The 22,502-nt window shown below is 33.7% G+C and carries 19 protein-coding genes; 1 reads left to right on the forward strand and 18 read right to left on the reverse strand.

What is annotated here, in order from left to right:
• Nucleotides 1–62 precede the first annotated feature (62 nt).
• The gene (locus BHY08_RS06495) at nucleotides 63–1,226 is read right to left on the reverse strand and encodes an MFS transporter (protein ID WP_084657198.1); all 1,164 of its coding nucleotides are present in this window, start codon (nucleotides 1,224–1,226) and stop codon (nucleotides 63–65) included.
• Between the two features lie 197 nt (nucleotides 1,227–1,423).
• On the opposite strand from BHY08_RS06495, the gene BHY08_RS06500 reads away from it, so the two are divergent.
• The gene (locus BHY08_RS06500; protein ID WP_071457101.1) at nucleotides 1,424–2,638 is read left to right on the forward strand and encodes an FtsW/RodA/SpoVE family cell cycle protein; all 1,215 of its coding nucleotides are present in this window, start codon (nucleotides 1,424–1,426) and stop codon (nucleotides 2,636–2,638) included.
• A 22-nt stretch (nucleotides 2,639–2,660) separates the two neighbouring features.
• Here BHY08_RS06500 and BHY08_RS06505 read toward each other — a convergent pair whose 3' ends face one another.
• From BHY08_RS06505 to gpmI, 17 genes are all read right to left on the reverse strand, one after another.
• Nucleotides 2,661–4,094 carry an amidase gene (locus BHY08_RS06505; RefSeq protein ID WP_071457102.1) on the reverse strand — a complete coding sequence of 478 codons (1,434 nt, stop codon included), beginning with the start codon at nucleotides 4,092–4,094 and terminating at the stop codon, nucleotides 2,661–2,663.
• Between the two features lie 218 nt (nucleotides 4,095–4,312).
• Complete coding sequence (gene ffh, locus BHY08_RS06510) at nucleotides 4,313–5,746, reverse strand: signal recognition particle protein (protein ID WP_071457103.1); 1,434 nt, start codon at nucleotides 5,744–5,746, stop codon at nucleotides 4,313–4,315.
• Between the two features lie 11 nt (nucleotides 5,747–5,757).
• Nucleotides 5,758–6,099, reverse strand: a complete 342-nt coding sequence (locus BHY08_RS06515) for a putative DNA-binding protein (protein ID WP_071457104.1) — start codon at nucleotides 6,097–6,099, stop codon at nucleotides 5,758–5,760.
• A 153-nt stretch (nucleotides 6,100–6,252) separates the two neighbouring features.
• On the reverse strand, nucleotides 6,253–7,185 hold the full coding sequence (gene whiA, locus BHY08_RS06520; protein ID WP_071457105.1) for a DNA-binding protein WhiA: 933 nt from the start codon (nucleotides 7,183–7,185) through the stop codon (nucleotides 6,253–6,255).
• A gap of 18 nt (nucleotides 7,186–7,203) precedes the next feature.
• Complete coding sequence (locus BHY08_RS06525; RefSeq protein WP_071457106.1) at nucleotides 7,204–8,196, reverse strand: gluconeogenesis factor YvcK family protein; 993 nt, start codon at nucleotides 8,194–8,196, stop codon at nucleotides 7,204–7,206.
• Nucleotides 8,193–9,089 (reverse strand): RNase adapter RapZ, encoded by an 897-nt coding sequence (rapZ, locus tag BHY08_RS06530; protein WP_071457107.1) that lies wholly within the window; start codon nucleotides 9,087–9,089, stop codon nucleotides 8,193–8,195. Before rapZ ends, BHY08_RS06525 begins: the two co-directional genes overlap by 4 nt.
• A 119-nt stretch (nucleotides 9,090–9,208) precedes the next feature.
• The gene (ftsX, locus tag BHY08_RS06535) at nucleotides 9,209–10,096 is read right to left on the reverse strand and encodes a permease-like cell division protein FtsX (protein WP_071457854.1); all 888 of its coding nucleotides are present in this window, start codon (nucleotides 10,094–10,096) and stop codon (nucleotides 9,209–9,211) included.
• Nucleotides 10,089–10,775 (reverse strand): cell division ATP-binding protein FtsE, encoded by a 687-nt coding sequence (gene ftsE / locus BHY08_RS06540; RefSeq protein ID WP_071457108.1) that lies wholly within the window; start codon nucleotides 10,773–10,775, stop codon nucleotides 10,089–10,091. Before ftsE ends, ftsX begins: the two co-directional genes overlap by 8 nt.
• A 123-nt stretch (nucleotides 10,776–10,898) precedes the next feature.
• A protein-coding gene (gene prfB / locus BHY08_RS06545) for a peptide chain release factor 2 (RefSeq protein WP_157093640.1) occupies nucleotides 10,899–11,997 on the reverse strand; the annotation gives its coding sequence in 2 pieces (ribosomal slippage) (nucleotides 10,899–11,924 and nucleotides 11,926–11,997; 1,098 coding nt in all).
• A 66-nt stretch (nucleotides 11,998–12,063) separates the two neighbouring features.
• A complete protein-coding gene (gene secA, locus BHY08_RS06550; protein ID WP_071457110.1) occupies nucleotides 12,064–14,592 on the reverse strand; it encodes a preprotein translocase subunit SecA in 2,529 nt (842 codons plus the stop codon).
• 760 nt (nucleotides 14,593–15,352) lie between these two features.
• The gene (locus BHY08_RS06555) at nucleotides 15,353–16,183 is read right to left on the reverse strand and encodes a Cof-type HAD-IIB family hydrolase (RefSeq protein ID WP_211267900.1); all 831 of its coding nucleotides are present in this window, start codon (nucleotides 16,181–16,183) and stop codon (nucleotides 15,353–15,355) included.
• Between the two features lie 118 nt (nucleotides 16,184–16,301).
• A complete protein-coding gene (locus BHY08_RS10755) occupies nucleotides 16,302–16,793 on the reverse strand; it encodes a MurR/RpiR family transcriptional regulator (protein WP_084657200.1) in 492 nt (163 codons plus the stop codon).
• A gap of 191 nt (nucleotides 16,794–16,984) precedes the next feature.
• Nucleotides 16,985–17,155 carry a hypothetical protein gene (locus BHY08_RS10760; protein ID WP_084657201.1) on the reverse strand — a complete coding sequence of 57 codons (171 nt, stop codon included), beginning with the start codon at nucleotides 17,153–17,155 and terminating at the stop codon, nucleotides 16,985–16,987.
• 100 nt (nucleotides 17,156–17,255) lie between these two features.
• Nucleotides 17,256–18,206: a hypothetical protein gene (locus tag BHY08_RS06565; protein ID WP_071457112.1), complete on the reverse strand. Its 951-nt coding sequence runs from the start codon at nucleotides 18,204–18,206 to the stop codon at nucleotides 17,256–17,258.
• 251 nt (nucleotides 18,207–18,457) lie between these two features.
• Nucleotides 18,458–19,396: a restriction endonuclease gene (locus tag BHY08_RS06570; protein ID WP_084657202.1), complete on the reverse strand. Its 939-nt coding sequence runs from the start codon at nucleotides 19,394–19,396 to the stop codon at nucleotides 18,458–18,460.
• A 174-nt stretch (nucleotides 19,397–19,570) separates the two neighbouring features.
• Nucleotides 19,571–20,872 (reverse strand): surface-displayed alpha-enolase, encoded by a 1,302-nt coding sequence (gene eno, locus BHY08_RS06575; protein WP_071457113.1) that lies wholly within the window; start codon nucleotides 20,870–20,872, stop codon nucleotides 19,571–19,573.
• A 103-nt stretch (nucleotides 20,873–20,975) separates the two neighbouring features.
• Nucleotides 20,976–22,502 (reverse strand): 2,3-bisphosphoglycerate-independent phosphoglycerate mutase, encoded by a 1,527-nt coding sequence (gene gpmI / locus BHY08_RS06580; RefSeq protein WP_071457114.1) that lies wholly within the window; start codon nucleotides 22,500–22,502, stop codon nucleotides 20,976–20,978.

The following is a 22,502-nucleotide window of genomic DNA, read 5'->3' on the forward strand; positions in this document are numbered from 1 at the left end:
TTTCTAGACTCATTATAAAGCAGTTTTTACAGTTAAAAGCTTAGACGAATAAATTCTCATTATTAACTCATGAATTTCTCAATCTTGTTATGTTTAAAACGAATCAATACAAAAACTAAAGTATAGATTATGGTAAAGCAAAGAAATGGAAATTTTAAATCTATCGAATGAAACAATGAATTCAATAGACTCATGATAACTGGAGCTGATAAAACACCTAAATTACAGCCAATAAAAATAACAGAAGTTGATTGATTAATATCCATGTCCTTTGCTATTTGTTCAATATGATTAAAAATGTATGGTAAAACCCAAGCGACAGGGACACTAGATATAAACAAACCAATCAATAACAATGTAAACGATATATCTGATAAATAAACCAATAAGTTAAACAATATATTAATTCCTAATGCCAAATAAATTATATTAAATGAAAAGCGACGAATAACTTTTTCAAAAAGAAATCCAGCAATAATTCCTAAAATCGGCATGATAGAAAGGTATAAACTTGTATTAACTTGCTCTCCTTTAATTTCTATAGCTAATGATGGAAATCTTACTGCTACTGCAATTGAATTCATCACTAAACTTGACGCAAATAATGCTGTAAGAAGAAGCGGAACTGTCAGCTTGAATGCATCCTTTTCTTTTTTTGTCTGTGACGCAATGTCCGGAACAAATCGGTAAAATAAAACAGCGATAGGTAAACTTAAAAAATAAATTAAATATGCATTTGTCCAATTACTTGTGATAAGAATTCCTGCAATAAAGGTTAGAATCATTTGACCTAGCCCTTCAACAGCATTTCTAATGCCTAAAAGCTCTGATCGTTTTCTACCATTATATAAACCATTTATAAAACTGACAGATAATGCATTGTACATCCCAAAACCAGCACCTAATAATAATCTACCTAAAAATATTAATGCATAACTATTTGGTGTGAATTTTGGTAATACACCACCTGTACAAACTAATAATAAGCCAACAACGACTGTTTTTTTCATGCCAATTTTTTTTGAGATACTGGAAGACAGTAAAATAAATATAATAACTGTGATACTTGGTATTGTACTGAGTAGCTCTGCTTTTACTTGACTTAATTCTAACGATTTTTTGATAAAAGGGAGAGTCCCATTTATTGATACACCACTTGTTAAAATAAACGAAATAGATAGAATCGAAATACTCGTTAATGGATTCATTTCAATCTTTTTTCTCACATACTTCACTCCTTAATAATCAACACCTTATCATACCATTTTTCTTTGTTTTCAGATAGACTTTATCTAGTGACTAATAACTCTTTAAAAGTTTGATAAAATTATGATATTTTGTTAAATCATCTTTTTTTAATGTTATTTTTTGTTATACTAATTAGTATGTATCAAAATGTAATTGCAATAGAGGGGACAACTCCATGAGGAAAAAACTACAATTTATTGATTTTAAAATTTTAATTCCATATATGATTCTTAACATTATTGGCATTATGATGATTTTTAGTGCTAGTTCTTATAAATTAAACCAACAAGGAAAAAGTATTTTTTCCATTGCAACAAAGCAAGGTATCTTTTTTATTATTTCACTTATCCTTATAGCCATTATTTATAAAACCAAATTACGAGTCTATCAAACCGATGTCTTTCAAAAAATTATGTTAGCTATCACCTACATTTTATTGGTTGCTACAAGTATTTTAGGCCTGGGACAAACCATTAGTGGAGCACAGCGATGGATTTCAATTGGAAGTTTTAGTTTTCAACCGTCTGAATTTGTCATGATTTCCACCATTTTATATTGTTCATTTATTTTTTCAAAACGACAAAAGTCAATTAATCAAAATTTTTTTAAGTCAGTCTTGGTGCCAACAGCCATTATCGGTGGCATGATTCTGCTAGTCTTTATCCAACCAAACGTTGGTGGAGCTGCAATTATCTTCTTCCTGTTTTCCATATTAATATTAGCAAGTGGAATTCCTTGGGGATATACTTTCTTAAGTTTTGGTGGCTTAGTTGTTTTCATTGGACTTGTTTGGCAAATCGTCATGTTTAATGGCGGGATGTTAATTCCTGAGCGTTTTTCTCACGTCTACAAACGATTTTCTGTTATGAGTAATCCTTTTGAAGATAAGTTAAATAACGGATTTCAGTTAGTCAATTCATACTTTGCTATCTACAATGGCGGTTGGTTTGGTAAAGGCTTAGGAAAAAGTATTCAGAAAAAAGGATTTTTACCAGTAGCTGAAACTGACTTTATCTTTTCTATTACTATGGAAGAACTTGGGTTAATTGCTAGTATCATTATCCTGATGATTTTATTTTATTTAATTCTCAGAATTTTATCTATTGGAATTAAATCAACCAATGCGTTTAACTCTCTAGCGTGTATTGGGATTAGTACGGCTATCTTGCTTCAACTATTTGTCAATTTAGGCGGTATTTTGAGTATCATGCCAATGACTGGTGTACCGTTTCCATTTATGAGTTACGGTGGTTCAAACTTAATGACCCTATCCATACTTGTCGGTATTGCATTAAATATCAGTGCTGAAGAAAAAAGAAAAGCTTTATACCAAGAACATCATAATAATTATCAATTACTCGATCAACAAAGACTGACTAACGAGATGTAGTTCTCACTAGTCAGTTTTTTATTTATCTATAATAAGCTGGTAGGATAAATTGCTCTTCTAATTCAAATCTTTCTGCTATATCTAATAACAGACCCTCATTTCCTTTAGCTGACATTAACTGAACACCAATTGGTAACCCATTATCTGCTATATATATAGGTAAATTAATCGCTGGTTGACCAGTCAGATTAGCAAGTTGAGTATATGGTGTTATTTGCAAGCTTTTATCAAACATATCATATACTAAGTTAGCTAATTCATGCTTATCTAATTCGTTTGCTGCGTACATACTTTTACGAATAGTACCACTTTGTAAATCATCAGTTATTTTGGGTGCTGTAGTTGTAGCACTAGGCGATAAAAACACGTCATATTCAGTAAACAATTCTTCCATTATTTTAGTCGAATCATCCCATGGATAAAAACTTTGCACATAATCTGAAGCGGATAATTTCTGACCATATTGATACAATGTCCAAGTCATTAATTCCATATCATTCATCGTTAGATTACGTTTTAAATTATTTTCAATTGATGACATCATTGCAGCAGTTTCACCACCATTCATCGTGTAATAACTTCTAATCAACTGCTCACCATTGATTGGGTAGTTTATTTCTGTAACAGTATGGCCTTCTTTTTCAAAAAAACGAATAGCTTTTTTTACTGCTTTTTTAGCCTCATCTGATACTTGATTTCCTACTGGTGAATCAAAACAAACAGCAATTTTTAAATGTTTTGTATCATGAACGTTTTCTTGTGGGAATAAAAAAGGAGACACTTGCTGTCTAGGTTTCAAGATAGACAACAGACTTCTTGCATCTCTTACAGATACACCTAGTACAAAATTAACAGAAGCCCCTTGCCATGCACGCCATTCGTTTGGGCCGGTTGTAATAACCCCACGACTTGGTTTTAATCCTAATAAACCGGAAAAACTTGCAGGAATTCGAATAGACCCTCCACCATCACTTGCTCCAGCAATTGGAACAATACCAGATGCGACAGCTGATGCTGCTCCCCCACTGCTTCCCCCTGCATGATAATCCTTATTCCATGCGTTTTTTGTTACGCCATGACATTCTGGATCTGTTACATTTTTAAATCCAAACTCAGGGGCATTTGTAACACCAAATGGAATAAATCCAGCAGATTCTATTTGACTGACATAGTTATCCGTTAAATGCGATCGATTATTCAAAAATAATTTTGAACCTGATGTGTTTAACCAGTCTTTTTTTTGCTGCCCGATATTTTTTAAAGGAAATGGAACGCCATAGAACGCTCCATTATAATCTGTTCTTGTAAGATTATCCTTTATTCTATCTAAATCAAGATCTACAAAACAATTCAACTCGTTGTTTTCTAACGCCTTTTTATACGTTTCATTCAGTAATTCATCTACTGAAACTCGCTTTTCTTTCACTTCATTTGCCCAATAAGTAGCATCCTTCATTCTTTTCACCTCATTCATTTATATAAGTACAGTTTATCGATTTAAATTATTTCTTACTACAAATAAACGTTATTAAGTTATGAATAGTTTCAAACACCCTATTTTCATTCCGTATAAAAATAATTTTGTTTAAATAAAAAAAGAAGGCTCTTAGTGTTGTATACCCTAAAAGTTAGACTTTTTAATCTATCTTTTTGGGTGCACTACACGACCTTCTTTTATTTTTTCTTTTTCTTTTTGTTCTTGTTTTTCATTTTTTTCTTGTTCTTTTTCATCATTTTGTTCATGGCCATTTTACCAAGTTTGCCTTTGACTCCGCCACCCATCATATTCTCAAGTCCAGCTGGCATATTACCTTTAGTCATTTGTTGCATCATTTTACGTGATTCATTAAATTGTTTAATCATTCTATTTACTTCAACAACTGAGTTACCAGAACCTGCCGCTATACGTCTTCTACGACTTGGGTTTAATAAATCTGGATTTTCTCTTTCTTCAGGAGTCATTGAGAACACAATGGCTTTTTTACGAGCCACATCTTTTGGATCAACTTGTAATTGATCAAGACCTGGTACATTGTTCATTCCAGGAATCATTTTAATCAAATCTTCTAATGGTCCCATGCCCATCACTTGGTCTAATTGCTCGATAAAATCATTAAAATCAAAGTTATTTTCACGCATTTTTTGCGCTAGTTCTTCTGCTTTTTCTTCATCATATTCTTTTTGAGCTTTTTCAATTAGAGTAAGCATATCCCCCATACCAAGAATACGACTAGACATTCTATCTGGATGGAATACTTCGATATCTGTTAATTTTTCACCAGTACCTATAAATTTAATTGGTTTTCCTGTAATAGCTCGAATTGAGAGTGCCGCACCACCACGAGTATCCCCATCAAGTTTTGTTAACACAACCCCTGTAACATCTAGCTGCTCGTCAAAACTTTGAGCAACTGTTACGGCATCTTGACCAGTCATCGCATCAACTGTTAGCAAGATGTCGTTTGGTTGAGCAAAATCTTTTATACGTTTCAACTCATCCATTAAAGTTTCATCAATATGCAAACGACCTGCCGTATCAATAAATACATAGTCGTTTTTATTCTCTTTTGCTTGTTCTAAACCTTGGCGAACAATCTCCACTGGGTCAACGTCAGTTCCCATTTCAAAAACAGGAATATCAAGTTGTTGACCAATTACTTTTAATTGATCAACGGCGGCTGGACGATACACGTCAGCTGCAATTAGTAAAGGTCTGGCTTTTTCATTTTGTTTCAGAAAGTTTGAAATTTTACCTGTAAAAGTTGTTTTACCAGCACCTTGTAACCCAACCATCATAACAATTGTTGGAATTTTTGGTGATTTATTTAAACCAACTGCTTCAGAACCTAACACTTTCGTTAATTCTTCATCAACTACTTTTACGATTTGTTGCGTTGGATTAAGAGACTCTAGAATTTCAACTCCGACAGCTCGTTCACCAACACTTTTAACAAATCCACGAACGACTTGTAAGTTAACGTCGGCTTCAAGTAGCGCAAGACGTATCTCGCGCATCATATCTTTAACGTCTTCTTCTTTTACCGTTCCTTTTTTCTTTAATTTGCTCATCGCTACTTGTAAGCGATCTGTTAAACTCTCAAAAGCCATATTTAAAACTCCTACTCTTCTTCTATTTCTTGAATATTATCTAATAATGCTTTAATTTTCTCTGTTTCGGGATAAGACTCTTTAAGTAATGATTTAATTTCATCAATCATCTCTTGTCTAACCACATAATTTGAATATAAATGTAATTTTTTCTCATATGTTTCTAGCAATTTTTCAGTACGTTTTATATTGTCATAGACAGCTTGCCTACTTACATCATATTCTTCCGCAATTTCCCCTAGAGAAAAATCATCAGCATAATATAATTCAATATAATTCATTTGTTTTTCAGTTAAAAGAGTTGAATAAAACTCAAATAAAGCATTCATTCGATTTGTTTTTTCGATTTCCATATCGCCCCTCCTCCAACTGATTCATATCATACAATCACTTTCACATTATACCATATTTAATTAAAGATATTTAGAGGAAAAAAACATAAAAAAACCCCATCCGTAAATAACATTATTTATTTTACAGATAAGGCTATCCCATTGGTTACTTATTTAAGTCGTTTCAACTAAAGTATTCGCAAATTCATTAATTTTTCGAATACGATGATTGATGCCAGATTTAGTGATTGGACCAGAAGGAATCATCTCTCCCAGTTCTTTCAAACTAATTTCAGGGTTTTCAAGTCTTACTTCAGCCACTTCACGTAATTTTTCTGGTAATTGCTCTAAACCAACTGTATCTTTAATAAGTTTTATGTTTTCGATTTGGCGTTTTGCCGCATCTGCTGTTTTGTTCATATTGGCATTTTCGCAATTCATCAAGCGATTCACTGAGTTGCGTAGATCACGAACAATACGGACATCTTCAAATTTAAGCATGGCATTAGTCGCACCAACTAAGACTAAGAAATCAGCAATTTCTTCTGCCCCTTTTAAATAAGTAATAAACCCAGTACGTCTTTCAACGACACGGCCATTCAAGCCGTAAAACTTTAGCATTTCACACAAATCAAGACATTGTTCTTCATACATCGAATAAATTTCTAAGTGATAGCGACTTGTCTCAGGATTATTAACAGAACCACCAGCTAAAAATGCACCACGAAGATAAGATCGCATTTTTTGTTCATTGCCCATAATATTATCTGAAACATGTGTGTTAAACATCACACCATCCATGATTTCTAAATCATTTAATATTTCTTTTGTCCCTTGTTTCAATCGAACAATATACACATTATTCTTTTTCAGTTTCATTTTACGACGTACTAATAATTCACTATTTACTTCATAGTGATCTTTTAATAATGTATAAATCCGTCTAGCTATTGCCGCATTTTCAGTCTGTACATTTAACACAAATTGTCGGTTGGCTAATGTCACCGAACCATTCATTCGAATTAAAGCTGCCAATTCCGCTTTTGCATGTTCTTTATGAACTTCTAGTGTTGTCAGTTCTTTTTTAACATCCGATGCAAAAGACATGTTGACCACCCCATTCTTCTAATATTTAGCTCCAAAAACCAAACGAAACAGCTCATCTACAACTTTTGCTCGGTCATGGAAAACGCCGCCGTCTTTTAATTCTAAAAAATCAGCAGAAATCACGCGACATCCTTCATCACGCAATCCTTTAAAATCATGTTTTACCTGTAATAAATACTCGTCATATACATCAGGATCAATATAATCTTCAGGTATTGGTTCTGTATTAACTAACACAGTATCAATAAATTGTTTTCCTAAATGATTATGTAATACTTTTACATGTTCCGCATCAGAAAAATGCTCTGTTTCTCCTTTTTGCGTCATAATGTTGCAAATATAAACGACTTCAGCTTCAGACTTACATACAGCTTCGCCAAGTTCTTTAATCATTAAGTTAGGTAAAATACTCGTAAATAAACTACCCGGTCCAAGAACAATCATATCTGCTTCACGAATACTTGAAATAACTTTTCTAGCAGGTTTTACTGGTTTACCATCTGCTGTATTGGTTACGTATACGTAATCTATTTTCTTTCTTTCTTTTGCAATAACACTCTCACCTGTAGCATTACTGCCATCTGAAAATTTAGCATGAAGCGTCATTGACTGCTCACTTGCTGGATAAATATGCCCGTCAACATGCATAAATTTACTTAATAACTGAATTGCTTCATAAGTACTATTTTTCATCTCAGACATCGCAGCGATAATTAGATTTCCTATCGTATGATTCGCTAAAAAATTATCTTCTTCTTTAAATCGATACTGAAAAATATCTTCATACATTTGTGGCATATCAGATAGAGCTACAAGAACATTTCTCAAATCGCCAGGAGGACTCATATTAATGCTTTGACGTAGAAGCCCACTACTTCCACCATCATCTGCTACGGTCACAATTGCTGTAATATCAGCACTTTGATCTCTCAAACCATGTAATATGACTGGTAAGCCCGTTCCCCCACCAATCACAACAATTTTAGGTTTTCTTATGCGATACGTTTTCATGAACGATTGATTGATTCCTTACGTTTCATCATATCTCTGTGGGTAATATTAGTCTTATAGTTTTCCGAAATTTTGCTTCCTAATCGCTCGGTTAAGGCAACTGAACGATGTTGACCTCCTGTACAACCAATCGCTATCGTCAAACTCATTTTTCCTTCTTTAATGTATCCTGGTAATATATCTAAAATTAAATCTTCGTATTTTTTATAGAAAGATTCTGTCATCTCTGAACTCATGACATAATCATACACTGGCTTATCTTTTCCAGTTAACGGTCTTAGCTCCTCAACATAATGTGGGTTTGGTAAAAATCTAACATCCATGACAATGTCAGCATCAATAGGCAAACCATATTTAAAACCAAAAGAGACCATTTCTACTCTAAAGGTATCAGAATCATGATTTTTAAAGTTTTGCATGATTTGTTCTCTTAACTCTCTTGGTGCTAGTTCAGTTGTATCTATGACAAGTTGTGCTTCCCCTTTTAACTCTTCTAAAAGGGCACGCTCTTTTTTGATTCCATCTGTTACTAAACCATCCATTGCAAGAGGATGGGCTCTTCTTGTTTCTTTATATCGTGATACTAACTCTTGGTCTGACGCATCCAAAAACATCACCGTCGTATCAACTAATTTTGTATTCTCTATTTCAACTAGCATGCTTTGAATTTCTTCAAAAAACGCTCGAGATCTTAAATCAATAACTAATGCAATTTTAGTGATTTTACCTGACTCTTTAATCAATTCCCAAAATTTTGGAATTAACGTTGGTGGTAAGTTGTCGATACAAAAGTAACCCATATCTTCAAAACTTTGTACCGCTACAGTTTTACCTGCACCACTCATTCCAGTAATGACTACTAATTGTAAACTATCAGTCTGGTGATCAGTCATATACATCACTCCTTCTATATTCTCTATTCTACATTATAGCATACCTGGTGTATCATTCGTGAATAAAATGTACAAAAAAGAGAATAAGGAACACATTCCTTATTCTCACAATTTTACTATTACACTTTTAAAAAGCGTCTCATTGACATAACTGATCCAATTGACCCTATCACTACACCAACAACTATTAATAAAGCATTTAATTGCCAAATTAAGTTACCTGGCGCAATTAAGTCATAGGAAGCATTAGCAATCATACTTTTCGTAAAGATGACATAAACTCTTGGGTAAGCGAATGTTACTAATAGAACTGGGATAACGGAACCTAAAATACCAATAAATGCTCCTTCTAAAAAGAATGGCCCTCTTATATAACTATTCTTAGCTCCAACTAAACGCATAATTTGAATCTCACGTTTTCTTGAAATAATGGTAATTCGAATGGTATTAGAAATTAAGAAGACTGCTACACCTAGTAAGAAAACAGCTGCAATTGTTCCCCAAAGTCTAATGTCTTTAGATAATTTAAATAACTTATCGGAATTTCGACCACCATAATCCGCTTTTGATACACTAGGTAATGCTGCTGCCGCTTTTTGAATAGATGGGATATCCTCAGCATCTTTTGCAGTTAAAATATACACATCATATAGCGGATTTTCATCTTCTCCAAACAATTTCCACGTATCACCTAATTTATCAACTAACTTTTTATATTCATCTTGCTTGCTCGAAAATGTTACTTTAGACACACCCTTGATGTCTTTTAATTTATTACTTAATTCCTTCACTTCATTATCAGGAGTTCCAATATCAACAAAAACTGATACATCGACATTATCTTTGATATCATCGGCAATTTTCGCCACATTTAATATGACACCCAAAAATATTCCTACAAGTGTTAACGTTACGGTCACAGCACTAACCGATGCTATTGTCATCCAGCCATTTCTTTTTAAATTTTTTAACGCACTGCCTAAATGTCTAAAAAAATTACTAATCATCGTAGCCATAATCCCCCTCATCTTGGTCTCTTGTAATACGTCCATTTTCTATAGCCAACACGCGATGACGGATTTCATTTACGATAGTGCTATTGTGCGTAGCCATGACGACCGTAGTCCCTTGATTATTGATTCTTTCTAATAATTCCATAATTTCCCAAGAATTTTCTGGGTCAAGGTTCCCTGTTGGTTCATCAGCAATTAATACTTTAGGTGTATTAACGATGGCTCTAGCAATCGCCACACGTTGTTGTTCCCCACCTGATAATTCATCTGGGAACACACGTACTTTATGCTTTAACCCAACTAAGTCTAGTACTTCTAAAACACGGCGTTTTACTTCACGCGGTTTTTTACCGATTACTTGCATAGCATAGGCAACATTTTCATAGACTGTTTTTTGTGGTAATAATTTATAATCTTGAAACACGATACCTATTTCGCGACGTAAGTATGGTACATTTCGATTTTTTATTGTTAATAAATCATAACCACACACATTAAGTGTCCCTTTTGTCGCGACTTCTTCTCGGTACATCAATTTAATAAAAGTTGATTTACCTGCCCCGCTTGGACCAACGACATATACAAACTCACCTTGATTGATAGTGATAGATAAGTTACGAATGGCTGTTGTCCCATTGGAGTATTTTTTTGTTACTTTTTTCATTTCTATCATAGATTTATCTCTCCAACCTGTTATTTTAAACGACACAATCTTATTCTCATACAGTATAACATGTCTTCTTTGGAATTTGATTACAAATATATATCAATTACTTGTTAACTGTCAAATAAAGTATTACAACTTCCAACGTAGGTAAGCATCAATAAACCCATCTATATCACCATCCATTATTGGTTGCGTATTTCCAACTTCATAATTTGTTCGATGATCTTTTACCATAGAGTATGGATGAAACACATATGAACGTATTTGCGATCCCCAGCCGATTTCTAGTTGCTCGCCCTTTATTGCCGCAGCTTCTTGTTCCTGTTTTTCTATTTCTAATTGGTATAATTTTGCTTTTAACATGCTCATTGCTTGTTCTCTATTTTTTAATTGGGAACGTTGAGCCTGACTAGAAACCACAAATCCAGTTGGAATATGTGTAATACGAACGGCTGAATCAGTCTTGTTTATGTGCTGGCCACCTGCTCCACTTGCTCTAAATGTATCAACTTTAATATCATCCGGTTTCACTTCAATATTGATATCATTCGCTAATTCTGGCATCACATCTACTGAACAAAATGACGTATGTCGTCTGGAGTTTGAATCAAATGGCGAGATACGCACCAAACGATGTACCCCTTTTTCTGATTTTAAATAGCCATAAGCATTGTATCCTTTAATCAATAACGTAACACTTTTAATACCAGCTTCATCACCAGCTTGATAATCAAGTGTTTCTACTTGAAAACCTTTTGATTCAGCCCACCTAGTATACATTCTAAGAAGCATACTACCCCAGTCTTGTGATTCAGTGCCACCTGCTCCTGGATGCAGCTCTAATACAGCATTATTCTGATCGTACTCACCATTTAATAATTGAGATAACTCGTAGTCTTCAACAATTTGAATCGTTTGATTTAATTTTTCTTCTAATTCTTTTTGCATCTCACTATCATTTTCATCTTCAACCATTTCAAGTAAAAGTTCTAATTCTTCATAGGCTTCTTCTGTATTTTTAAAAGTATCATATTGTGATTTTAACTGATTGACTTTATCTATAACAACTTGAGCTGATTCGTTATCATCCCAAAAACCAGGAGTCGCCATCTCATATTCACCTTCAGCAATTTGTTCCTCAAGTGATTCTAAGTCAAAGAGACCCCCTAAAATTAGTAATTTTTGTCTCTATTTTACTTAATTCATTTTTTATATCGCTTATTTCCATAAAATAATCTCCTTATTTTGTAAACAATTGAAGCGACTCAGTTAAACTAAGTCGCTCCTTGATTTATTATGATGGTTTACCATGGCAATTTTTATACTTCTTGCCACTGCCACATGGACATAAATCATTGCGTCCGATTTTTTCGTCAACACGAATCGGTTGTTTCTTCTCATCGTTAGATACTTGACCTTGTTCAACAGTTGGTTTTACCGCTTCACCTTGAGCAACTTGTTCACGTTGAACATTTTGTCTAATTTCTGATTTCATGAACAAACGTGTTACTTCATACTCGATAGACCCAACCATATTGTTGAACATGTCATATCCTTCTGTTTGGTAATCAACCAATGGATTATTTTGACCGTATGCACGTAAGCCAATTGATTCTCTCAATTGATCCATTGCATCTATATGGTCAGTCCATTTTGTATCAACTACTCTTAGAATAACAACTTTTTGGAATTCTATCAGTTGTTCTTCACTGCTTAAGATTTCAGCTTTTTCTTCGTAAATAGCTTTGGCTTTATCATAGATAAATGCTTTCATCTCTTCAGGTGTTTTATTTTCAAAGTCAGCAAAACTAATCGCATCTTCATGAGTGATTGTTGAACCAACAAAATCAACTAGACCTTCAAGATTCCAATTTTTTTTCTCTCCTTGAGTGTGACCATCAACATAACGACCAATTGTTCTCTCAACCATTCCTAATAATACTGGTTCTAAGTCAACATCTGACATGATTACTTCACGACGTTGTTTATAGATAACTTCACGTTGTTCACGCATAACATCATCGTATTGTAAGACGTTTTTACGTGTATCGTAGTTATTCCCTTCAACACGTTTTTGCGCTGATTCTACTTGTTTTGATAACATTTTACTTTGAATAACGGCATCTTCGTCTTCTAATTTCATGCGATCCAAGAATACTTTAATTCTTTCAGAACCAAAACGTTTCATTAAATCATCTTCTAATGATAAATAGAACTGAGACATACCCGGATCTCCTTGACGACCCGCACGTCCACGTAACTGGTTATCAATACGACGAGATTCATGACGTTCTGTACCAATAACAGCAAGTCCTCCTGCTTCACGAACCCCTGCTCCTAAACGAATATCCGTACCACGTCCAGCCATGTTTGTCGCGATTGTTACTGCGCCTTTTTGACCAGCATTCATAATGATTTCCGCTTCTTTAAAGTGGTTTTTCGCGTTTAAGACTTGATGAGGTACTTTTTCTTTTGTTAATAAATCAGATAATAATTCTGATGTTTCAACCGCTACAGTACCGACTAAGACTGGTTGACCATTTTCATGACGCTCTTTAATATCTTTTACTACAGCTTGGAATTTGCTTGATAAAGTTGGATATAATAAATCCGCTCTATCATCACGAATGATTGGTTTGTTTGTCGGAATCTGAATAACTTGCATGTTATAGATTTCTCTAAACTCTTCTTCCTCTGTTTTCGCCGTACCAGTCATTCCTGATAACTTTTTATACATACGGAAGTAGTTTTGGAATGTAATATTTGCCATTGTTTTTGTTTCATCTTCAATTTCAACGCCTTCTTTAGCTTCAATTGCTTGATGAAGACCATCCGAATAACGACGACCATCCATGATACGACCTGTGAATTGATCAACAATTAGTACTTTTCCTTCTTGTACCACATAATCAATATCTCGTAACATAATGTAGTTTGCACGAAGTGATTGATCAATATAATGAGTTAATGATGTGTTTTCAATATCGTATAAGTTACTTACATCAAAGTTTTTTTCTGCTTTAGTAATCCCTTGCTCAGTTAGACTAATTGTTTTAGATTGAACATCAATTTTATAGTCTTCTTCTTCAACTAATGTTTTAATGAAGTTATCAACTCTTGTATAATAAGCCGTTGATTTTTCTGCTTGTCCAGAAATAATCAATGGTGTTCTTGCCTCATCAATTAAGATTGAATCGACCTCATCCACTACTGCAAAGTTTAATGGCCGTTGAACCATTTGTTCTTTATAGACAACCATGTTATCTCTTAAGTAGTCGAATCCTAATTCATTGTTTGTTGAGTAAGTGATGTCACAGGCGTAGGCCACACGTTTTTCGTCAGAAGATTTTGAATTAATATTTAAACCAACTGTTAATCCAAGGAAATTATATAATTCACCCATTTCACTCGCATCACGTGTTGATAAGTACTCATTTACAGTTACAACATGCACCCCTTCACCAGATAATGCATTTAAATATACAGGCATAGTGGCAGTCAATGTTTTACCTTCACCGGTTTTCATCTCTGGAATACCACCTTCGTGTAACACAATCCCCCCCATCATCTGTACTTTATATGGAAATAGTCCCAATACACGTTTTGCTGCTTCTCTTACTACGGCAAAAGCTTCAAAAAGTAAATCATCTAGTGTTTCACCTTTAGCATAACGTGCTTTAAATTCCTCAGTTTTTTGTTTTAATTCTTCATCTGATAACTCTGACATTTGTGGTGCTAGTTTATCAATTTTATCAGCCATATGACCTAAGCGTTTTAAATCTTTTTTATCATTTTCAATTAATTGCTTTAAAAAATTAGCCATGAATTCTTTCCTACCCTCTCATCCTTATTCTCCTAGAAGTACTGACATCTTACATAATAAGGTCATCTTATACATTCTATCATTTGTTTATGAAAAATAAAACTCTTTAAAAAAAAAAAGGGACGATTAAGAGATATTTTTTTAAAATTTATCATTCTCAAACAAAATAACCATTATAAGGGCAAAATAGTAGCACTTAAACGGTCATTTTAATAACATTTTTAATACTGTTTCAATAATTTCGTAACATAGTTGTGATGCATATCTTCTGCTATTCGTTGTAAACTATCTTTTAATGTTTTACAAACTCCATTTGTTAACAGTTCAGAAACGATTTGTTTATAGACTTTTGAACCATATTTTAGCGCGGCTGCTTCTATTAAAGCTATGTATCCTTAGTCATTCTAATGATTGATCTCCATTTTTCCATATTTAAGCAATAGTTTAACATTTTCAAGATGGCCTTTTTCAGCCACTGAAATAATCACATTGCCACCAAAACGGTTATAAACTATCTAATTAGACGTTGCGTGTTGCAAGATATAAGATTTCTGCTTTACCTTTTGCTACAGTATATAACTTATTTGTTAACATCCACTCCAGCATTTATCGATACTTTTGCTATATCGACTTAATTATTATGTGTTGCAATAAATAACGGGGTTTACCTTTTGTCATACACGACACCTCTCTTTTCACTTACTAAAAGTAATTATAAAGAAAGTGTATCATACTATGCAAACCTTATCTATTTATCTGCCTAACCAAATAATTCATTAAAAAAATGGACAATACCATCTTCATCATTTGATTTTGTGGTAATGTCTGAAGAATCTTTCAACTCTTTCACCGCATTTTCCATTGCTACTCCAACACCTGCGTATTCAAGCATAGTCCTATCATTATGACCATCACCAAAAGCAATGACATCTTCTGGAAAAATTCCTAATGGGCGTAAAACAGTATCCAAAGCCTTTGCTTTATCGATACCTTTTGCCGTAGATTCAAAATAAAAATCTGCCGTAAAGACACAATTTAATGTATCTTTGAAAGGTTCCATCATTTTTTTATAATTTTCAGCTAAATAATTAGGTTCTCCTGCTGTCAAAATTTTATTAATTCGATAATCTAGAAACTCAGCCAAATCATCTTTTTCACACAATTTATAATGACCACCACGAGATTCATATTCAATAACATTAAATGGTGCATCTTTATAATCAATCACGCACCCAAAAACATCATTCACAAACATGTAATCATCTTTATCTATCATAGGTGACACTTTAAACTGTTTCATGTGTTCTAAGACCGCTTTTCCCTCTTCAATACTCATTGCCTGATTAAATAATTCCATATTTGTATGGCAATCAATCACTTTTGAACCATTATAAGATACAAGTAATCCATCATATTCAGCCATTTTTAACTCGTCAGATAATTGTAGCATCCCTGTAGTTGGTCTACCTGATGCCAAAATCAATTTATTTCCTTTTTGTTGCAAGTCAATCAAACAATTTTTCGTTGCTTCCGTAATAGTTTTTTGTGTGGTTAATAATGTTCCATCTATATCTAATACAATTGTTTTCATAAAACTCATCTCCTTGTAATTAAATACTACCACGATTTTTTTACGTAAGAGGTTTTATGAAACAAGTTGAAACATTGTTATCAATTTCAACTAAAAAGCTTAACTTATATTGAAACATCTATTTCAATTCACCATTCATTTTCTGATAATTAGCTACTTTATACTCTAGATTAGAGTCATATTCGCGACTAAATATTTCAGCATAAAGTAAGTCAAGTACCATCAATAAAGAAAAACGTGTCGAAAAAGAGGATAATTTATTGTAATGATTTTCGACTGAACTCATATATAATTTAATATCTGCAAACGTGGTTAAAGGATTTGATTGTGTTGAGGTGATTAAAATAATCGGTGTTTGATTTTTCACTAGTAAATCTACAACTGCTCGAGTCGTGTGTCCTCTATCACCATAAGAAATCACTAATGCTACATGGTCTGATGTGCTATTAGCTGCATATAAACGTTGGAGATAATCTTCTTGTGGTACTTGTATCACATAACCAATCTCTTGTAATTGAAACTGAAGATTCTGTGCAAAATATAAATTACCAGCTGATATGTAAACATCAACTTGTTTTGCTTGCATTACTAAATCTACGGCTTCTTTCAAAGAAGAAGCATTACTCACCTTTTTTGTTTCTAAAAGCGTTTTTTGTTATAACTTTTCCATAGCATTAATCATGGAATCTGTTGTTTCTAATTCTTTAATTGGATAATCTACATTTACGTCAGTTAACTCAACTCGTTCTGTAGACAAAGACTGTGCTAAAGCAACTTTAAATTCATTGAAACCAGGTTGATCTATTTTTTTAGTAAACGATAAACCGTTGCAATAGACACAAAAGCCTCATCAGCTAACTCTTTGGGAGAATAGTTTAGAACGTCTTGTGTATTAGCTAAAATATAGCTTACTAATGCTTTTTCATTTGGCGTAACATGCGTTAATCTTGATAAGTCATCTATAATGGTCATAAAATCCTCCACTTACTCATTGGGTTGTTATGGTAAATTTTATCATGGTTTTCTATATAAATAAAAGCCACCTAAAAAATAGGTGACTCGTCTTTCTTTATTATTTAATAAATTCATCGCTGACAACATGCCAGTCATCATGTCCATATATTGAACCTTCTTCAAGTTTACCATCAGCATTCACTCTGTATACAGCAACAAAAGTTTTTGCTGTATGTGCTGGATTCCAAGTGTACATTATGATTTCTGTTAATCCCTCACTACTTTGTTGCGTGTCAAAAGTTACTTCCTCAAAATCTAGAGGCTCTGTAGCCTGTGATCTTAAATAATCTTGTACCCATTTTATTGCTTCATCAGAGGTAATACTTTGTTTAGAACTACTTTGATCAACTGTGATTTTTGGTTTAACATCAACCTCTGATGTATCCATAAATTCTCTTGAAACAACCACCCAATTATTAATTCCTCCATTTGGATTAAAATAACCTGATTCTTCTAACTCACCTTTTGCATTGATACGAAAAACAGAATATTTATCTACCTCTTTATCTCTTGGTGGTAATACATCAATGTAGACAAGTTTGTCTGTATCATCAGTTCTAATATTCAGTCGCTTATCTTTCAAATCAGGATAGTTTTGATGTCTTTTATCCCACACTGCACTAACCCATTCTTCTACTTGATGATTTGTTAAACTGACTTCTTTCTTGCCACTTTCTTTTATCTCTGTTGAATCACTTTGACTTGAATATACTACTTCGCTAGAACTTGATGACGTGATTGGAGATTTATCCGTATTCTTTGAATTAGATTCTCGTGTGCCTAATACAAATAAAACAGCACCGATTATAACAACTAAGGCAATAATCCCAATGATACGGCTGGTCTTTTCTTTTTTCTCAATATCATCTAATATCTCTTGTAAGGCTAACTTCACACTTCTATCAGTCGCCTTTGCTATTTCTATTTTTAAGAGATATTTTCTATCTTTATTTTTTTGATTTGCTAACTCTTGTAGCAATCGATTCATATCGTTTGAATTATTATCCATAATACCCTCCGTAAATTTAATATCCACGATGAGTATATCATAGTATCTATTATGATTTAATGAAATGATATAACTATGTATATTCTTCTTTATGTCGCTTATCCATTTTTATAAGAATTCTTTGGTTTATTAGTTTATCTATTCAATATTTTTTTCTGGCTTTCGCTCTTGATATTTTCAACAATTTTTCTCATTTCTGTATAAAAATTATCTTTTTAATTTAAAAAAAATACCTGAGTTGATTTTCGAATTTAATCTTCAGTTAAATAAAAATCATTCAATTCATATGTCAACACTGGTGTGACTTCTAATTCGTATTTCGCTACCAAATCACATATTGTATCTCCATCAATCAGTGTAATCACTCTTGTACCAACTCTTGAAGCTTCAATGGCATTTTTAGTAAATGAAGATGTTGTAATAAACACGCCAAACTCTGCATTATGCTTATCCATAGACCCCCTAAACTTATCAATCTCTGGGGAAGAGACAGTTCCTTCCCACCTTTTGGCTTGAATAGCCACACGAGCTGTTCTAAACTCGTCAGATGTTATATAACCAAATCCATCAAGTCCTCCATCTGCTACAGTCTGAACACCAATCTTAGTATCTATCTCAACACCCATTTGTTTAACTAATCTTCGACAAAACAGTTCAAATTTTTTAGGTGACATAACTTTTAGAGCTTCTATTAATAATTCCCTCCAAGTATCAACAGGGCTATTGTCTAACTCAATTTCTTCATTTTTACTTGCTTCATTTTCATAATTATCTTGTAAATTATTGACAGCTAATTTTTTCTTCCGATTAGCTTCGAAAACAGGCTCTGATAATTGTCTTACCATCTCATCACTATTAAACAACTCTAAATTTATCGACTGTCCTTTGTCGGTAAGTTTAATCATGCCCCTTTTAGGTATCGTTATAAAATCAGCAAATTCAAGATTTCTAACAGCAAAATTAAACTGATAATCAAAAGGCTTATAGCTTTTACCTGTTTTTTTAGATACTCGTGTATATTCAATATAATCTTCAGGTATAGTCTCTGATGTTAATGTTAATTCTTTAACAACTTCCTTTTTACTTGCTTCTCCACCTAATGATAATAAACACCTGATTACTTCAGGCATGATTCTATCTTCTCTTTCTAACAATGGCACATTCATAAACTCTGGTATTAGATCACTCATCTTTAACTTCCTCTCATAACGATTCTTATATAAAATATATGACTAAACACATTAACTGCTACTCGTCTATATTATATCGTAGACAATATAAAAAAACACCCTCCAGTTTCCTAGAGGGTGCTCTACGTCCGAACAGTTTTAATTCCATTAGAATAAGCTATATTTAAACTTTAATTATTTGTTTTTTAAGTTGTAGAAAGATTGTAAACCTTTGTATTCAGCTACTTCACCTAATTGGTCTTCAATACGTAATAATTGGTTGTATTTAGCAATACGGTCAGTACGAGAAAGAGAACCAGTTTTGATTTGTCCAGCGTTAGTTGCAACTGCGATATCAGAGATTGTAGAATCTTCTGTTTCACCAGAACGATGAGATACAACAGCTGTGAATCCAGCTTCTTTAGCCATTTCGATAGCATCAAATGTTTCAGTTAATGTACCAATTTGGTTAACTTTGATTAAGATTGAGTTACTTACGCCCATTTCGATACCACGAGAAAGGATTTCAGTGTTTGTAACGAATAAATCGTCACCAACTAATTGAACTTTTTCGCCTAAGCGTTCAGTCAATAGTTTCCAACCATCCCAGTCGTTTTCATCCATACCATCTTCAATAGTGATGATTGGGTATTTGTTAACTAATTCTTCTAAATAATCTACTTGTTCAGCAGCAGTACGTTTTGCAGCACCTTCGCCTTCAAATTTAGTATAGTCATATACGCCATTTTCATAGAATTCTGATGAAGCACAGTCAAATCCAATCATAATGTCTTTTCCTGGTACAAATCCAGCAGCTTTAATTGCTTCTAAGATTGTTTCAACACCGTCTTCAGTTCCTTCAAAACGAGGTGCAAATCCACCTTCATCACCAACAGAAGTTTCTAATCCACGAGATTTTAAGATTTTAGCTAGTGCGTGGAATACTTCAGCACCCCAACGTAAAGCTTCTTTAAATGTAGGAGCTCCTACAGGGACAATCATAAATTCTTGGAAAGCGATTGGTGCATCAGAGTGAGAACCACCATTAATGATGTTCATCATTGGAGTAGGTAATACTTTAGTATTAAATCCTCCTAAGTAATGGTATAAAGGTACTTCTAAGTAATCAGCTGCAGCGCGAGCACATGCAATTGATACACCTAAAATAGCGTTAGCTCCTAATTTACCTTTGTTTGGAGTTCCATCTAATTCGATCATACGACGGTCAATTCCCATTTGGTCTCTTACGTCATATCCAATTAATTGTTCTGCGATGATGTTATTTACGTTATCAACAGCTTTTAAAACACCTTTACCTAAATAACGAGATTTATCTCCATCACGTAATTCAACAGCTTCGTGTTCACCAGTTGAAGCACCAGAAGGTACCATACCGCGACCAAAAGCACCACTTTCTGTATAAACTTCTACTTCAATAGTTGGGTTACCACGTGAATCTAAGACTTCGCGAGCATAAATATCTGTAATAATTGACATTAACATTTCTCTCCTTTAGGAATATTGTTTTTATAGCTATGGAAGGAATCTTCCATAATCATTGTACCATTTTCACGAATACTTTCAATTAAAAGCCCGTGAATTATTTAATTAATGACTCACCTGTCATCTCTTCAGGTTTTTCAATACCTAAAAGATCTAGCATTGTAGGAGCCACATCTGCTAAACGACCGCCATCTCTAAGAGTTGCGCCAGCTTTTGTAACAATAACAGGAACTGGTACAGTCGTATGAGCTGTATGTGGTTTTCCTTCTGGTGTTGTCATTGTTTCTGAGTTACCGTGATCGGCAAATATGATAGCAGATCCACCTTTAGCAATAATTGCATCTACTACTTTACCTAAACATTCGTCCACAGCTTCAATTGCTTTAATCGCTGCTTCTAAAATACCTGAATGACCTACCATGTCAGGGTTAGCAAAGTTTAAGATAATCGCATCATGTTTATCTGCTTTAATATCGGCAAGTAACGCATCTGTTACTTCATAAGCACTCATTTCAGGTTTCAAGTCATATGTTTCAACTTTAGGTGAGTTGATTAAAATACGACTTTCTCCTGGAAATTCTTCGTTACGTCCACCGTTCATGAAGAATGTTACGTGTGGGTATTTTTCAGTTTCAGCAATTCTTAATTGTTTTAATCCTGCATCTGATAATACTTCACCAATGACATTTTTCATTTCAATTGGAGGAAATGCCACTTCTGCTACAATACTTGGATTATATAAAGTCATTGTCACAAATTTAACATTTTCGGGATGATTTTTACGTTCAAAATGTTCCCACTCTTTATCAGTAAAAGCATTTGATAGTTGAATCGCACGGTCTGGTCTGAAGTTAAAGAAAATAACAGAGTCATTGTCTTTTACTTGTCCAACAGGTTTACCATTTTCTTCGATTACAACTGGCACTAAGAACTCATCATTTACTTCATTGTCATAAGATTCTTGGATAGCTTGCAATGGATCAGTCGCTTTCACGCCAATACCATCTACAATTGCTTCATAAGCTTTTGACACACGTTCCCAACGTTTATCTCTATCCATTGCATAGAAACGTCCAGAAACTGTCGCAACTTTTCCATAATCTAATTCTTTCATGACTTTAAGTAATTCTTCCATATAACCATAAGCTGAAGTTGGGGCTACGTCACGACCATCTAAGAAAGCATGTACGTAAGTTTCTTTTACGCCGTTATCTTTTGCCATTTTTAACAGGGCATATAAATGGTTTTGATGACTATGTACTCCACCATCAGATAATAGACCAAATAAATGAAGCGCAGAATCATTGTCTAACGCATGTTGAATCCCACTATTTAGGGCAACATTTGTTTGAAACTCTTTGTCTTCGATTGCTTTGTCGATACGAGTTAAACTTTGATAAACTATACGGCCCGCACCAATATTAGTGTGTCCAACTTCAGAGTTTCCCATTTGACCATCAGGTAATCCTACATCTAAACCAGATGCTTTTAGTGTGTTGTGAGGATAGTTATTCCAATAACGATCAAAGTTAGGTGTATTCGCTTGTGCAACAGCATTACCTGTAACTTCATCACGTTTACCATAACCATCTAATATAATAATTGCTACTGGTGCTTTTTCCAT

The organism is Vagococcus teuberi (genome assembly GCF_001870205.1).
GTDB classification, from domain to species: Bacteria; Bacillota; Bacilli; order Lactobacillales; family Vagococcaceae; genus Vagococcus; species Vagococcus teuberi.